Annotated in this window: 11 protein-coding genes and 1 pseudogene; 2 read left to right on the top strand and 10 right to left on the bottom strand. The window is 65.7% G+C overall.

Translation table 11 applies throughout. The features are described 5' to 3' along the window. Window positions 1–5 precede the first annotated feature (5 nt). The 9 genes and pseudogenes from ACTGJ9_RS34780 to ACTGJ9_RS34740 form a co-directional block, all read right to left on the bottom strand. Window positions 6–337, bottom strand: a pseudogene (locus ACTGJ9_RS34780) (GIY-YIG nuclease family protein). Window positions 338–418: 81 nt separating this feature from the next. After that, on the bottom strand, window positions 419–1,087 hold the full coding sequence (locus ACTGJ9_RS34775; RefSeq protein WP_456674719.1) for a hypothetical protein: 669 nt from the start codon (window positions 1,085–1,087) through the stop codon (window positions 419–421). Between the two features lie 62 nt (window positions 1,088–1,149). After that, complete coding sequence (locus ACTGJ9_RS34770; protein WP_456674718.1) at window positions 1,150–1,902, bottom strand: hypothetical protein; 753 nt, start codon at window positions 1,900–1,902, stop codon at window positions 1,150–1,152. A gap of 195 nt (window positions 1,903–2,097) precedes the next feature. After that, window positions 2,098–3,303 carry a M48 family metallopeptidase gene (locus ACTGJ9_RS34765; RefSeq protein WP_456674717.1) on the bottom strand — a complete coding sequence of 402 codons (1,206 nt, stop codon included), beginning with the start codon at window positions 3,301–3,303 and terminating at the stop codon, window positions 2,098–2,100. A gap of 32 nt (window positions 3,304–3,335) precedes the next feature. After that, on the bottom strand, window positions 3,336–3,896 hold the full coding sequence (locus tag ACTGJ9_RS34760; protein WP_354083569.1) for a LemA family protein: 561 nt from the start codon (window positions 3,894–3,896) through the stop codon (window positions 3,336–3,338). Window positions 3,897–4,030: 134 nt separating this feature from the next. After that, a complete protein-coding gene (locus tag ACTGJ9_RS34755) occupies window positions 4,031–5,008 on the bottom strand; it encodes a small ribosomal subunit Rsm22 family protein (protein WP_456674716.1) in 978 nt (325 codons plus the stop codon). Window positions 5,009–5,066: 58 nt separating this feature from the next. Then, window positions 5,067–8,531 carry a chromosome segregation protein SMC gene (gene smc / locus ACTGJ9_RS34750; protein WP_456674715.1) on the bottom strand — a complete coding sequence of 1,155 codons (3,465 nt, stop codon included), beginning with the start codon at window positions 8,529–8,531 and terminating at the stop codon, window positions 5,067–5,069. A 216-nt stretch (window positions 8,532–8,747) separates the two neighbouring features. Continuing rightward, the gene (locus ACTGJ9_RS34745) at window positions 8,748–9,404 is read right to left on the bottom strand and encodes a DsbA family protein (protein ID WP_456678721.1); all 657 of its coding nucleotides are present in this window, start codon (window positions 9,402–9,404) and stop codon (window positions 8,748–8,750) included. A gap of 134 nt (window positions 9,405–9,538) precedes the next feature. Then, window positions 9,539–10,030: a DUF721 domain-containing protein gene (locus tag ACTGJ9_RS34740; protein ID WP_456674714.1), complete on the bottom strand. Its 492-nt coding sequence runs from the start codon at window positions 10,028–10,030 to the stop codon at window positions 9,539–9,541. A 122-nt stretch (window positions 10,031–10,152) separates the two neighbouring features. Here ACTGJ9_RS34740 and mutY point away from each other — a divergent pair, with 122 nt between their 5' ends. After that, window positions 10,153–11,250 (top strand): A/G-specific adenine glycosylase, encoded by a 1,098-nt coding sequence (mutY, locus tag ACTGJ9_RS34735; RefSeq protein WP_456674713.1) that lies wholly within the window; start codon window positions 10,153–10,155, stop codon window positions 11,248–11,250. Between the two features lie 75 nt (window positions 11,251–11,325). Beyond that, entirely contained in the window at window positions 11,326–11,748 is a 423-nt protein-coding gene (locus tag ACTGJ9_RS34730) for a PaaI family thioesterase (protein WP_456674712.1), read from the top strand. Window positions 11,749–11,953: 205 nt separating this feature from the next. Here ACTGJ9_RS34730 and ACTGJ9_RS34725 read toward each other — a convergent pair whose 3' ends face one another. Continuing rightward, entirely contained in the window at window positions 11,954–13,231 is a 1,278-nt protein-coding gene (locus tag ACTGJ9_RS34725; protein ID WP_456674711.1) for a flavin-dependent oxidoreductase, read from the bottom strand. Between the last annotated feature and the right edge of the window lie 21 nt (window positions 13,232–13,252).

The raw sequence follows: 13,252 nt of genomic DNA, 5'->3' as shown, positions 1-13,252 counted from the left end.
GATCGTCAGATCGCCTCCGCCTTCAACTCGGTCCGCCAGTGCGCCACGCGCTCCTTAGCAGCGCGCTCCTGACATAGCCGCTCGCCTCATCCTCCAGACGCTCGCATTCGCGGAACGTCAGGCCGGCCTCGCCATGCGCGTTCCAGGCGGCCTGGAGGCTGCGGCAGGGGTGGCTGCCCTGGCGCAGGGTGAACCAGGTGCGGTTCTGGATGGTCTCGAGGTTCGGCGCTTGGCCGACCCAGGCCTCGCCCGAGGCCGCGCAATGGACCACGTAGATGCCTGCGATGGTCTTCCGCTCCTTGTAGGCGGCGATGGCTGCTTTCCGGTCGATGCTCACGGGGAGGGGCCTTGCTGACGCTGTTGCGCAGTCTGCGTAGCAGCAAGGGCGTTTAGCGTCAATATTACCCGGATAAAATCTTCAGGACCGTTGCAGGATCAGGCTGAGCTCGAGCTCGCGGAAGGCGAGGTAATTCCGCCGGATCCACTGGTGCAGCTCGGTCGAGGAGTCCTTTTCCTGACGCAGATAGCCGGTGAAGGAGAAGTTCAGCCGGTCGATATAGGTCTTGAGGAAGCCGGGCAGCGCCGGCAGGCGGAACAGCCGGCCGCCGGCCATTGCGGGCGGCAGCTCGCCGCGGATGATGAACTCGTTGTCGACGGTGATCAGGTTCATCCGCGGGATCTGCTGGCGCAGCATCTCATGGGCGCGTGCGGAGACGCGGTCGGTGTCGGCGACGAACAGGATCATCGGCGTGACGTGCCGGCGCGCCGCTTCCTTGAGCAGGCCGATCTCGTCGGTCATCTTGAAGAATTCGTCGAAGGCGTGGAAGCCGAGGTCGATGACCTTGGCGAGCCCGTCATCGACGATGACGCGGTCCATCAGCTGCATCTTGCCGTAGGTGTCGATCACGTCGGCGGTTTCGGTGACCTTCGGCAGGTAATCCAGCAGCGACGGCTCCTTCAGATTGACGTCGAAGGCCGCGACATTGCCGTTCTTGAGCAGCAGGAGTTCGGCGAGCAGCCGCGCCAGCAAGGTCTTGCCGACCTGCGGGCGGGGCGAGCAGATGATGTAGAGGGGCGTTGCGGGCATCACGGGCTATTATCTGAGCGAACTCACCGCCCAATCCAGCCGTATCCACCCATACTCTGCAACTATTTTTCGCTGCTGCGGCCGCCCGGCTTGGAGCCGACGATGTCGGTGAGGCGGATGCGGTCGAACTCGCTCCAGACGTTCGCCAGCCAGTGCCGGACATAACCGCGCAGCACGAACGAATAGTTCGCGGCCTCGTCGTTGATGCCCTTGTTGGCGACGAATTTCAGGAACGGAACAGAGGAGACCTCGACCTGCTCATAGGCCATTTCGTTGAGCTTGGGGATGGTCAGCTCGGTCGCATCCTTGATGCGGTGGAAGTAGGAATTGTAGGTCGCCTGGTCCCATTGGAAGAACTGGGTGTCGTTAATGAAGTTCTTCACCAGGAAATACTTGGCGCCGGTCATGAAACCGGCCGTCTCGGCAATTTCGTCCAGCGAGGCGATCGAGGGTCCCAGGATGTGGAACACCGCGAAGGTGATCTGGCCGGCCTTGGCGGCGTCGAGGAAACCGATGTCGCGCAGCGAGGCCAGGGCCGGCGAGAGCAGGCCGGCGCGAACGTCGATCACGGTGACCGATGGGCTGGTCGCATTGAGCGTATCGAAGATCTTCATCTGATCGGCCGTCGTCGTCATGTCGACGATCTCGGTGATGTCGGGGTGGAAGCGCTTCAGCGTGCCGCGCGGGGATTCCGTGTCGAAGGCGCGGGTCGGCACGTTGTTGGCGGAAAAATAATCGAGCAAGGTGCGCGACACCGTGGTCTTGCCAACCCCGCCCTTGTCCGCGCCCACCACAACCACTGCCGGCTTTGCCATTGCTGTCCCCTAACGCGCGCCCCCGATCGCGAGGTCGCAATCGGCCGGGCCCCAAATCGATGTCCCAAGGATGTCCCAAGTCTGCTGTTGGGCGCGAACATGGCAGAAACAAGGGAGAATTCAATTCCACAGGCAGCGGTTGCGCCAATTCCCTAGGTTTTTCCAGATCGCCGTGAAACTCGCCGCGGGCTGCGTTTAGTGGCGGCCCCACGGGCCCATGGGATTCCCGATCGGGTTGCCGGCCGCGGTTCCGGAGGGGCTGGGAGCCGGCACAGGCGGCGGACTGGCCGGGTTGCTTGCATCGTTCCATGGTCCTTGCGGCAGCGGCGGCGGGGCGTCCTGTGCTTCGGGCTGTTTCGTTTCATCAGTGGGGTCCGGCAGCGGACCGGGATCGTGACCGCCGGCAAACTTGACCAGCGCATCGACCCGGGACTGCACCGAAGGGTGGGTCGCGAACAGATCGGCAAAGCCCTCGCGCGGATTGTCGACGCACAGCTCCATCACGGCCGAGGTCGCGCCCGGCAGCTCGCCGCGGTTCTCGATCTTGCGCAACGCCGAGATCATGGCATCGGGATTTTTGGTGAGTTCGACCGATCCGGCGTCCGCCAGATATTCGCGCGAGCGCGACAGCGCGAGCTTGACCACTTGCGACACCAGCCAGGCGACCACGATCAGCACGACCGCGATGATGATAACGACGATTGCGCCGCCGCCCGAGCTCTTGCTGTCACTCGAGGACGAGGACGACCGCGATGACGAGGAGGAGCCCGACGACCACGAGCCGCCGGAGCTCCAGCTCAAATTCGTGAACAGCCGGAAGAACAATTCGCCGAAGAAGCCGACCACGCCGGCGATGATGACAGCGACCACCATCAGCTGTACGTCGCCGTTCTTGATGTGGGTGAGCTCGTGGCCGAGCACCGCCTCGATCTCCCGGTCGTTCAGCGCCTTCAGCAGACCCGTCGTGACAGTAACGGCATATTGCCGCGGGTTGAGGCCGGTCGCGAACGCGTTTAGCGCCGGAGAGTCCATGATTTTCAGCTTCGGCATGGTGATGCCGCGCGAGATGCAGAGATTTTCGAGCAGATTGTAGAGCCGCGGTTCTTCCTGACGGGTGACATCGTGGCCGCCGGTCACCGCGTCGATCATCGACTGGTGGAAGAAATAGGCGATGATGATCCAGGCGATTGCCGCGACCGTCGCGAAGGGTGCGGCTTTGAGCAAATCGGTGAAGGCGCGGCTCAGGTAATAGGCGACGGTCTCGTTGCCGTTGATGACGACCTCGGCGACCAGCGCGCCGGCGTAGACCAGCACATAGACCAGCGCGAACAGGCCGGCGAGCAGCAGCATCGAACGAAATTTGTTCGAGGCGATGTGCGTGTAGAGACCATACGCGGCCATGACGCGTTGCCCTGCCGGCCTATTGGCTCAGATCAGAATTTCACCTGAGGCGCAGCCTCGACCTCGGTACGGCTCGCGCCGAGATCGAAGAAGTCCTTCTTGGTGAAGCCGAACATGCCGGCGAACAGAGCGGCGGGCATCTGCTGGATGCCGGTGTTGTATTCCTGGACCGCGTTGTTGAAGAAGCGGCGGCTCGCCGCGATCTTGTTCTCGAGATCGGAGAGCTCGCTGGCGAGCTGCTGGAAATTGGTGTTGGCCTTGAGGTCGGGATACGCCTCGGAGAGCGCGATCAGCCGGCCGAGCGCGCCGGAGAGCTGGTTCTCGGCGGCGGACACCTGCGCGGGCCCCTGCGCCGACATCGCCGAATTGCGCGCCTTGATGACGTCGTCGAGCGTGCCGCGCTCATGCGAGGCATAACCCTTCACCGTCTCGACCAGATTCGGGACCAGATCGTGGCGCTGCTTGAGCTGCACGTCGACATCGGCAAAGGCCTGGCCGACGCGCTGGCCGAGCGCCACCAGCCGGTTGTAGGCGCTGAAGGCGAACAGCACGAGGACGACGATGACGCCGAGAACGATCCAGCCGGTCGACATGGAAAACTCCTGAAGGGAATTGGGGTGGGCAGCGTAAACCAAAATCGGGTCGGGGAAGAGCCCCGCGCGGAGGAAAGGTAAGACTTGGTCGGATTGGAGCCCATCCGCGTTCAAGGCAAAAGCGCCGAACGGGCTTAACTTTCGGACAGAACGGCATCACCCCAGCACCAGCGGCGGGCGCCCGCATAGGCGGCCTTGTCGCGCCGCGGCACCTTGGTGATGGCGACACCGTCGCCGGTGCAGAGCTTGGCCGTGATCTCGGCCTTGCCGACATCCGGCGGCGCCAGCACGCGCGCGGCGCGGGCCGCAGGCGGCGACCGGGTCAGGGCGACGTAGATGAAGCGTTCGTCCTCGAACGGCACCTCGGCGCCCTTGATCTGGCGGTGCGCTTGCGAGCGCGGTAGGCGCTGGTTGAAATGGCACCAGTCGGGCGCGATGAGCGGGCAGGGCTTTTCATGCGGGCAGGGCGCGGCGACGAAGGCACCTGCCGCAATCAGTTGCCGGCGCAGTGCGAGGATGCGGGCATAGCCGGCAGGCGTGCCGGGCTCGATCACGACCAGCGCGTGGCGCGCTTTGGCCCACATCGTCTCGGCGAGCCTGTGCTGATCGCTCTCGCCGAGCTCGCCGATGACATAGCTCGCGACGACGAGATCGGCCAGCGAGACCTCGGCGAGGTTGGTGGCCGCATCGCCCGGCAGATAGCGGCAATCAGAGAGCCGCGAGCTGTCGCGCGCGAGCTCGAGCGCGAGCCGGCTCAGCGTGGCGTTGGCGTCGAGCAGCGTAAAATCCTGCAACGACGAAAACGCCTCCGCGGCGGCCCAGCTCGCGGTGCCCGGGCCTGCGCCGACGTCGAGCAATGATTGAGGAACAAGGTCCGGCGCGATCTCGGTGAGCGCGCTCAGGCTTGCTGCGACGGCAGCGTAAGTCGCCGGCATGCGCGCGAGCGCATAGGCGAGCGCATCGGCCTCGGACTTGATCGAGCCGGAGCCGCCGCCGGCGCGATAGGTGGTCGAGATCTTCTGCGAGCGCTGGGCAGCCTCGGTCCGGGAGAAGCCCTGCAGCTTCGCGTCGAGCGCGGCTTTGAGTTCGGCGGGAAGGGTTGGGGAAATCATAATTGCCTACCGTCATTCCGGGTTCTCGCTCCGCGAGCCCGGGATGATGGCAGAGATATCACGCCACGTTCTGGTCGAGAATGTCCACGGCCTCTTGCAGGTTCACCGAGACGAGCTGGGAGACGCCGCGCTCGGCCATGGTGACGCCGAACAGACGGTTCATCCGCGCCATCGTGATCGGGTTGTGCGTGATGATGATGAAACGCGTGTCGGTCGAGCCGGTCATCTCGTGCAGCAGGTTGCAGTACCGTTCAACGTTGTGGTCGTCGAGCGGCGCGTCGACTTCGTCCAGCACGCAGATCGGCGAGGGGTTCGTCAAGAACACCGCGAAGATCAGCGCCATCGCGGTCAACGCCTGCTCGCCACCCGAGAGCAGCGACAGCGTCTGCGGCTTCTTGCCCGGCGGTTTTGCGATGATTTCGAGACCGGCTTCCAGCGGATCGTCGCTCTCGATCAGGTGCAGTGCGGCTTCGCCGCCGCCGAACAGCTCGACGAACAGGCGCTTGAAGTGGTTGTTGACGACCTCGAACGAGGTCAGGAGGCGCTCGCGCGCTTCCTTGTTGAGGCTCTGGATACCCTGCCGCAGCCGCTTGATGGCTTCGACCAGGTCGTCGCGCTCGGTGACGAGACCGGTGTGCTGGGTCTCGACCTCGCGCAGCTCTTCCTCGGCGCGCAAATTGACCGCGCCCAGGCGCTCGCGGTCGCGGCGCATCTTTTCGAGATCTTCCTCGATGTCGTGCAGCGGCGGCAGCTCGGCGCCGGGCTCGAGCTCGGCGAGGCCGGCGACGGCCTGCGGCTCGACTTCGAGCATGTCGCGGATCTCCCGCTCGATGTCCTCGAGCCGGCGCCGCGCGCTCTCCATGCGCTCCTCGGCGCGGGCGGTGGCCTCGCGCGAGCTGGAGAGCGCCTCGAGTGTCAGCTTGGCAACGCGATCGGTCTCGGCCATCGCGGTTTCCGCGGCGGCGAGCGCGTCGGCGGCCATGCGGCGGTCGTTCTCCGCATATTCGATCTCGGTGATCAGGGCGCTGCGCTTCTCGGCGAAGACGGCGGGCGCGTTTTCGAGATCGCTGCGCTCGATCGTGAGCTCGGCAATACGAGCCTGAATGGTGTCGATATGGGAGGCCGCGCTCTCCTTGCGGTTCTGCCATTCGGTCCGTTCGGCGAGGATCGCCTGGACGCGTCGGTCGGCCAGCTCGGCTTCGCGCGCCAGCGCCTGCGCCTCGGCGCGGACCTGGGCGGCGATGCGGCGATGGCCTTCGATGTCGCTGCGGACGGCGGCGAGACGGGTCTCGGTGTCCTCGCTGGACGGCAGCTCGCTGATGCCGGCCTCGGCGTATTCGTACGCGGCTTCGGCCTCCGCGCGGTCGGCGGCGAGACGGCTGTGCGCTTCCGACAGCGTCGCCTTGCGCGCGGCGTGGCGGCTGATCTCGCGCTCGGCGGCGGCGTGGCGCTCGCGCGCGACGTTCAGCTCGCGCTGCGCGGCACGCCAGGCCTCGCGGCTGGCACCTTCGGTGCTGGCCGCCATCTGCAATTCGGACTCGGCATTCTCCAGCGCCTGGCGCTTGATCTGCGCGTCGATGCGGGCCTGCTCCAGCTCGTTCTCGATGTCGACGAGGCGGGCGCGCTCGGCGAGGCGCCGTGCGGCGCCGGTCGGGGCGTGAGCGGCGGCGACAAAGCCGTCCCAGCGCCAGACGTCGCCTTCGGGCGAGACCAGTCGCTGGCCGGTCTTGAGCTGCGAGACCAGCTCGGCGCCGCGCTCGCGCGGCACCACGCCAATCTGAGCCAGGCGGCGCGTCAGCTCGGCCGGCGCCTGAACATGGTTGGCGAGCGGGGTGACGCCTTCGGGCAATTCCGGATCGCCCTCGGTGACGCCGGCATTGGTCCAGCGCATCGGCGCTGACGGATCAACGGGCGCATCGAGATCGTCGCCGAGGGCTGCACCGATGGCTTTTTCGAAGCCCTTGTCGACGGTGATGCCGTCGATGATCGGCGGCCACAGATTCTTGGTCTCGCCGTTGAGGATTTTTGAGATCGTGCGTGCCTCGGTATCGAGCCGCTGCACGCGCTTGTCGGCCTCATTGAGCGGCGAGCGCGAGGATTCCAGCGTCTGGCGCGCGGCGACATGTGCGGCTTCGCTCGCCTGTGCCGCGGCTTCCGAAGCGGCCAGCGTCTGCTCGGCGGTTTCGACCGTTGCGGTCAGCTCGTCGAGATCGCCGAAGCCACCGGTCTCGGCGGCGAGCTTCTGCTCTTCGGCCGCGACGTTCGCGATCTCCTGGTCGAGACGGGCGAGCTTGTCGCGGTGGGTGCGGACGTTCGCCTCGAGCTGGTTGCGCTTGGCGGTGAGGTCGGCGAGCGCGGTGGTGAGCTCGGCGAACTGCTGCTCGGTCTCGGTCAGCACCGCCTCGGCTTCGCCGACGCGCTCGTCGACACCGGAGCGCTTCTCGACGCGTGATTTGATCTCTTCCTTCAGCTCGGCATCTTCGGTGTCGAGCCGCTGCAGCGCGACGTCGGCATCCATGGTCTGCTGCTGGGCGCGCGAGATGTCGCCTTCGAACTGGGCGAGGCGGCGCTCGAGCTCGGCGACGCGCTCCTTGGCGCGCTCTTCCTCGCGGTCAAGCAGCTCGCGGGCATTGGTCAGGCGCTGAAGGCCCGCCGCGGCGCGGGCTTCGGCATCGCGCAGCGCCGGCATTTCGGCGGCACGGATCGCCTGGATGCGGGCGGCTTCGGCCTGGTGCTGGGTGCGTTCGGCCATCTCGCGCACGGCGAGGTTATGGGTATGGCCGGATTCGTTGACGTCGGCGTGAGCGCCGATCCAGCGCAGATGGAACAGCGTGGCTTCGGCCTTGCGGACCTTGGCCGCGACTTCGCGATAACGCACGGCCTGGCGGGCCTGCTTCTTCAGGCCTTCCATCTGGCCGGCGAGCTGGCCGATCACGTCCTCGACGCGGGTGAGGTTCGTCTCGGCCGCTTTCAGCCGCAGCTCGGCCTCGTGGCGGCGGGCGTGCAGGCCGGCAACGCCAGCGGCGTCTTCCAGCACGCGGCGGCGCTGCTCGGGCTTGGCCTGGATGATCTCGCCGATCTTGCCCTGGTGGACGAGGGCGGGCGAGCGCGCGCCGGTGGCGGCATCCGCAAACAGGATCTGCACGTCGCGGGCTCGGACGTCGCGGCCGTTGATCCGATAGACCGAGCCGGCTTCGCGTTCGATGCGGCGGGAGATTTCGAGTAGCTGGCTGTCGTTCATCGCCGCCGGCGCGGTGCGATCGGCATTGTCGATCGTCATCGTCACTTCGGCGTGGTTGCGCGCGGGACGGTTGCCGGAACCGGCGAAGATCACCGCGTCCATGTCGGCGGCGCGCAGCGACTTGTACGAGGTCTCGCCCATCGCCCAGCGCAGCGCCTCGACGAGATTCGACTTGCCGCAGCCATTCGGTCCGACCACGCCGGTCAGGCCAGGCTCGATGACGAAGTCCGTGGGCTCAACGAAGGACTTGAAGCCGTGTAGGCGCAGGCGGGTGATTTTCATAAGCACGCATCTCTGTTGGCAGGCGCGAATCCCCCTGCCCGGACAATAGCATGGAAGGCAATGTCGCTGTCTGGGCGAGTCGCGCGGGGCGCCTCATGCCGCGGACAATGGCCGCGGTGCGCCGGGAGGGCAACCTGCGAAAGCTGCTTTTCCCAAGGGATTTCTGCCGGGAAAGATACGGCTTTCGAGATGCGAATCAGGATCTTGACGAGCGAATCAGCTCTTCAGCAGCGGATTGATCTTCTTGGAGAATTCCTCGAACGAGGCCTCGCCCTTGATCTTCTCGCCCTTGATGAAGAACGTCGGCGTCGAATCGACCTTCAGAACGTCGCTGGCATATTTCTGGTCGGCGGCGATCTTGTCGAGCAGCGCCTGGTCCTTCAGGCAGGCTTCCACCTGCTGCTGGGTGAGACCGGCCTGCTTGCCGATCCGCGTCAGCGTCTCCGTGGTGTTCTTCGTCACCCAATCATTCTGCTGGCGGAACAGCATGTCGGTGACCGCGAAGTATTTCGGCGCGTCGCCATTGGCGATGCAGCGCGACAGCATCGAGCCGGCAGCGGCTTTGATGTCGAGCGGGAACTCGCGGAAAATGTAACGGACCTTGCCGGTGTCGATGTACTCCGACTTGATCTTGGGGAACACCTGCTCGTTGAAGGCCGCGCAATGCGGGCAGGTCATCGAGGCGTATTCGGTGATCGTGACGGGGGCATCCTTCGAGCCCAAGGCCATGTCAGGCAGCGAGACCGGCTTGGCGACATCGGCAGCGCTCTGCGCCATTGCTTCAGAAATCAACCGCAGCGGGGAAAGTCCGGCGAACGCGGCAAGCCCGGTCAGCGACAGCATCATGGTGAAGGCGCGGCGGGTGATGATCAAGGTCGGCTCCCGGATTGGCGTGGTCTCGCCCCGAGGCATATGAAGGTTCCCGGGCGGCCTGTCGCTAGCTTGAAACGTGGTTTGAGGCAATGGCGGACGACAGGGGCGGGTCCAGATTGGCCGCGAAATGAGGCTCAATTTCGCTTGATGGCGGCCCCGAGCCGCGCCAGCGCCGTCTTCAATTCCTCATCTTCGATATCTCCCAGGCTCTCCGCCACCTTGGCGATGGCCTTGGGGTCCGGCGGGCCGGGCCGCACCGGGCGCCGTGGGCGCGACAGGGGGGCCTGGCGGAAGGCGAGCTTGCCGACCGCGCTCCAGCCGAAGAAGCGGTTCACCCGCTCCAGGATCACGTCGGCCGAGTGTTGGATCTCCAGCGCCATCGGACCCTCGACCCGCAACACCAGCGTCGCCGGTTCCTGCGGCTGGCCCTCGACCGGCCGCGGCCATTGCATCTTGAGCGGCTCGGCATGGGCGGCGATCTCAGGCCCGGCAATCTGCTCCCACCGCGTCACCAGCTCGCGCGCCGCAAAACCCTGCTTGGCATAGGCCTCGGCAAAGACGTCGTTGAGCAGGATCCCGAGCGGCTTGGCGCTGATGGGGCCGGGTCTGGGAGGGAATTTGGACATGGGGCCTTATAGCACTTCGGCGGGCGAGCCGCAGATTCCTCGCAGCGAAGAAAGACGTGGATGCCCGCGACGAGCACGGGCATGACGTGGAGAGGGCAGTGTATTGTCGTTACAGTAAGGACATGAGCCCCAAATCTGCCCTGAAGGCGAAATCGGAATCCAGTAAGTCCGAGACCGTGTCGCGCCCGGTCGCGCTGCTCGCCTGGTACGACCGCCACCGCCGCAGTCTGCCTTGGCGCGCCGCGCCCGGCGAGACGTCGGATCCCTACCGCGTCTGGTTGTCGGAGATCATGCTTCAGCAGACCACGGTGAAGGCGGTCGGGCCCTATTTCGAGAAGTTCGTTGCGCGCTGGCAGGATGTCACGGCGTTGGGGAATGCCTCGCAGGATGACGTGCTGCGGATGTGGGCCGGGCTCGGCTACTATTCGCGTGCACGCAATCTCTATGCCTGTGCGGTGGCGGTCACGCGCGAACATGGCGGTGTCTTTCCAGACACCGAGGAGGGGTTGCGAACTCTTCCGGGCATCGGGCCCTACACGGCGGCGGCGATTGCGGCGATCGCGTTCGATCGCCACACCATGCCCGTCGACGGCAATATCGAGCGGGTGGTGTCGCGCCTGTTTGCGGTCGAGGAGGAGCTGCCGCAGGCCAAGCCGCTGATCCAGCAACTGGCAGCGACGCTGCTGGCCAACTCGCGCGCCGGGGACAGCGCCCAGGCGCTGATGGATCTCGGCGCCACGATCTGCACGCCGAAAAGGCCGGCCTGCTCGCTGTGCCCGTTGAATGAGGATTGCACGGCGCGTGCGCTGGGTACGCAGGAGACGTTTCCGCGCAAGGCGCCGAAGAAGAGCGGAACGCTGCGGCGTGGTGCCGCTTTCGTCGTCACGCGCGGTGACGAACTGCTCGTCCGCAGCCGACCTGAAAAGGGATTGCTCGGCGGCATGACCGAGGTGCCGGGTTCCGACTGGCGCGCCGGACAAGAGGACGCGGCGGCAAAACAGCAGGCCCCGGAATTAAAAGGGCTGTCACGATGGCAGCGCAAGCTCGGCGTGGTCACCCACGTCTTCACGCATTTCCCGCTGGAGCTCGTGGTCTACACCGCGAGGGCAGAGCCTCGCACGCGCGCGCCCGAAGGCATGCGCTGGGTGCCGATCGCAACCCTGGCCGGCGAGGCGCTGCCCAACGTCATGCGCAAAGTGATCGCACGCGCGCTGGACTGAGGCCCAGGCGGCGCGCCTGCTGCCATGTGGGTGTCAGCAGGTCTATGCTAGGTCTTGACGGTCACGGAGGTTCGCATGGTCAAGACCGCGCTCGACGATTTCAAGAAACCGCCCTGCGCCGAGCTGTTGGGATGGCGCCTGCTCGATGCCCGTCCCGCGGACGGCTGGATCAAGCTCGGCTTCGAGGGCAAGCCCGAGTTCTGCAATCCTGCCGGCTTCATTCAGGGCGGCCTGCTCTCTGCCATGCTCGACGACACCATGGGCCCGGCTGTGCTGGTGATGAGCGAGGGCCGGCTCTACACAACCACCATCAGCATGACCGTGAATTTCCTCAGCCCCGCAAGGCCGGGTCCGATCATCGGCGAGGCCAGGGTGACGCAACTCGGCAAGACCATTGCGTTCGTCGAGGCCAAGCTCATGAGTGAGGACGGCACCGTGCTGGCGACGGCCAGCGCGAGCGAACGGTTGCTGGAGGCGGCGAGAGTGGTGGGCAAATAGCCGAGCCGCGCACTCCACTTCCCTTCTCCCCTTGCGGGAGAAGGTGGCGCGTAGCGCCGGATGAGGGGTATCTCTCCGCGAATTCAGAGCCAGTTGGACTCGCGGAGACATACCCCTCACCCAAGCGAGTTCGTGTCTACCAGCGGAGCTGCCCTCTCCCGCAAGGGGCGAGGGCGCATTAACGCGCATCTCGTTTCTTGGGCGCTCACGCCCTCGCGCGCGCATTCCCACTCACGATCGGCGGCTTCGCGTTCAGCGCCTCGACCTGGAAGCCCGCAACGCGCTTGTAGTTCGCGGCGATGTCTTCCAGCTCCTTTTGCGACAGCACGTCGGTGACGACCTCAAAGCCATCCGGCGCGCGTTCCTCGACGAGCTGCATCACCTGCTCGGGGCCGTTCTTGCGGTTGAGCAGCACAAGGTCGGTCGTCGCAGGCCGCCGCTCGGCTTCATAGGCGAGCAGCGCGGCTTGCGTCGGGCCATGGGCCAAAATCTCGCGGGTGATGGTGCGGGCATCGAGAATCGCCTGCGAGGCGCCGTTCGAGCCGATCGGATACATCGGATGCGCGGCGTCGCCCATCAGCGTGACCTTGCCGAAAGTCCATTGCGACACCGGATCGCGGTCCACCAGTGGATATTCGTAGGCGTGCGGGCAGTTTTTGATCAGGCCGGGCACGTCGAGCCAGTCGAACTGCCAGCTTTCGAACCATGGCAAAAACTCTTCCAGCCGGGCGGTGCGGTTATAATCCTCGCGCCGCCACTGGTAGGTCGGTGGCATGTGGCGCTCGGCGACCCAGTTGATCAGATGGTTACCCGCGGCGTCAGGTTCTTTCGAGATCGGATAGCAGACGAATTTCAGGATCTCGTGGCCGGCCATGATCATGGTGCGGCCGGTCAAGAAGGCCTTTGAGGGCGTCACGCCGCGCCAGAGGATGCGGCCGTTCCAGAGCGGCGGGCCCTCATGCGGATAGAGCTTTTCTCGCGCGGCGGAATGGATCCCGTCGGCGGCGATCATGATGGCGCCTTCGTAAGTCCCGGCCGGTTTGCCGGTAGCTCGGTCGATGAACTCGGCGCGGACGCCGTCGGCCGTTTCGGTCCAGCCGGCCAGATGGTGGCTGGTCATGATGTTGTCGCGGCCGAGCCGCGCGATCGCGGTGTCGAGCAGGAGCTGCTGCAGCGTGCCGCGATGGATCGAGAACTGCGGCCATTTGTAGCCGGCTTCCAGCCCGCGCGGTTCGCTCCAGATCGGCTTGCCGTGCTTGGAGAAATAGGCGAGCTCGCGGGTGCGCACGCCGCTGGCATCGAGCTTGTCCATCAGCCCGAGCTCGATCAGCTCGCGCACGGCATGCGGCAGCACGTTGATGCCGACGCCGAGCGGCTTCAATTCCGCGACGCTCTCGAACACTTTCACGGGAACCCCGATTCCGTGCAGGCTGAGCGCAAGCGTCAGCCCGCCGATGCCGCCCCCGGCGACGAGTACCGTCATGACCAAGCCCCTCCAGTTGCG

Source organism: Bradyrhizobium sp. RDM12, from assembly GCF_051917485.1.
GTDB lineage: Bacteria > Pseudomonadota > Alphaproteobacteria > Rhizobiales > Xanthobacteraceae > Bradyrhizobium.
This window is presented reverse-complemented; position numbering and strand designations above follow the sequence as displayed.

Excerpts from the sequence above, each read along its gene's own strand:
- ACTGJ9_RS34775 (WP_456674719.1), bottom strand. The coding sequence starts at position 1,087 with ATGCCCGCAACGCCCCTCTACATCATCTGCTCGCCCCGCCCGCAGGTC.
- ACTGJ9_RS34770 (WP_456674718.1), bottom strand. The coding sequence starts at position 1,902 with ATGGCAAAGCCGGCAGTGGTTGTGGTGGGCGCGGACAAGGGCGGGGTT.
- ACTGJ9_RS34765 (WP_456674717.1), bottom strand. The coding sequence starts at position 3,303 with ATGGCCGCGTATGGTCTCTACACGCACATCGCCTCGAACAAATTTCGT.
- ACTGJ9_RS34760 (WP_354083569.1), bottom strand. The coding sequence starts at position 3,896 with ATGTCGACCGGCTGGATCGTTCTCGGCGTCATCGTCGTCCTCGTGCTG.
- ACTGJ9_RS34755 (WP_456674716.1), bottom strand. The coding sequence starts at position 5,008 with ATGATTTCCCCAACCCTTCCCGCCGAACTCAAAGCCGCGCTCGACGCG.
- smc (WP_456674715.1), bottom strand. The coding sequence starts at position 8,531 with ATGAAAATCACCCGCCTGCGCCTACACGGCTTCAAGTCCTTCGTTGAG.
- ACTGJ9_RS34740 (WP_456674714.1), bottom strand. The coding sequence starts at position 10,030 with ATGTCCAAATTCCCTCCCAGACCCGGCCCCATCAGCGCCAAGCCGCTC.
- mutY (WP_456674713.1), top strand. The coding sequence starts at position 10,153 with ATGAGCCCCAAATCTGCCCTGAAGGCGAAATCGGAATCCAGTAAGTCC.
- ACTGJ9_RS34730 (WP_456674712.1), top strand. The coding sequence starts at position 11,326 with ATGGTCAAGACCGCGCTCGACGATTTCAAGAAACCGCCCTGCGCCGAG.
- ACTGJ9_RS34725 (WP_456674711.1), bottom strand. The coding sequence starts at position 13,231 with ATGACGGTACTCGTCGCCGGGGGCGGCATCGGCGGGCTGACGCTTGCG.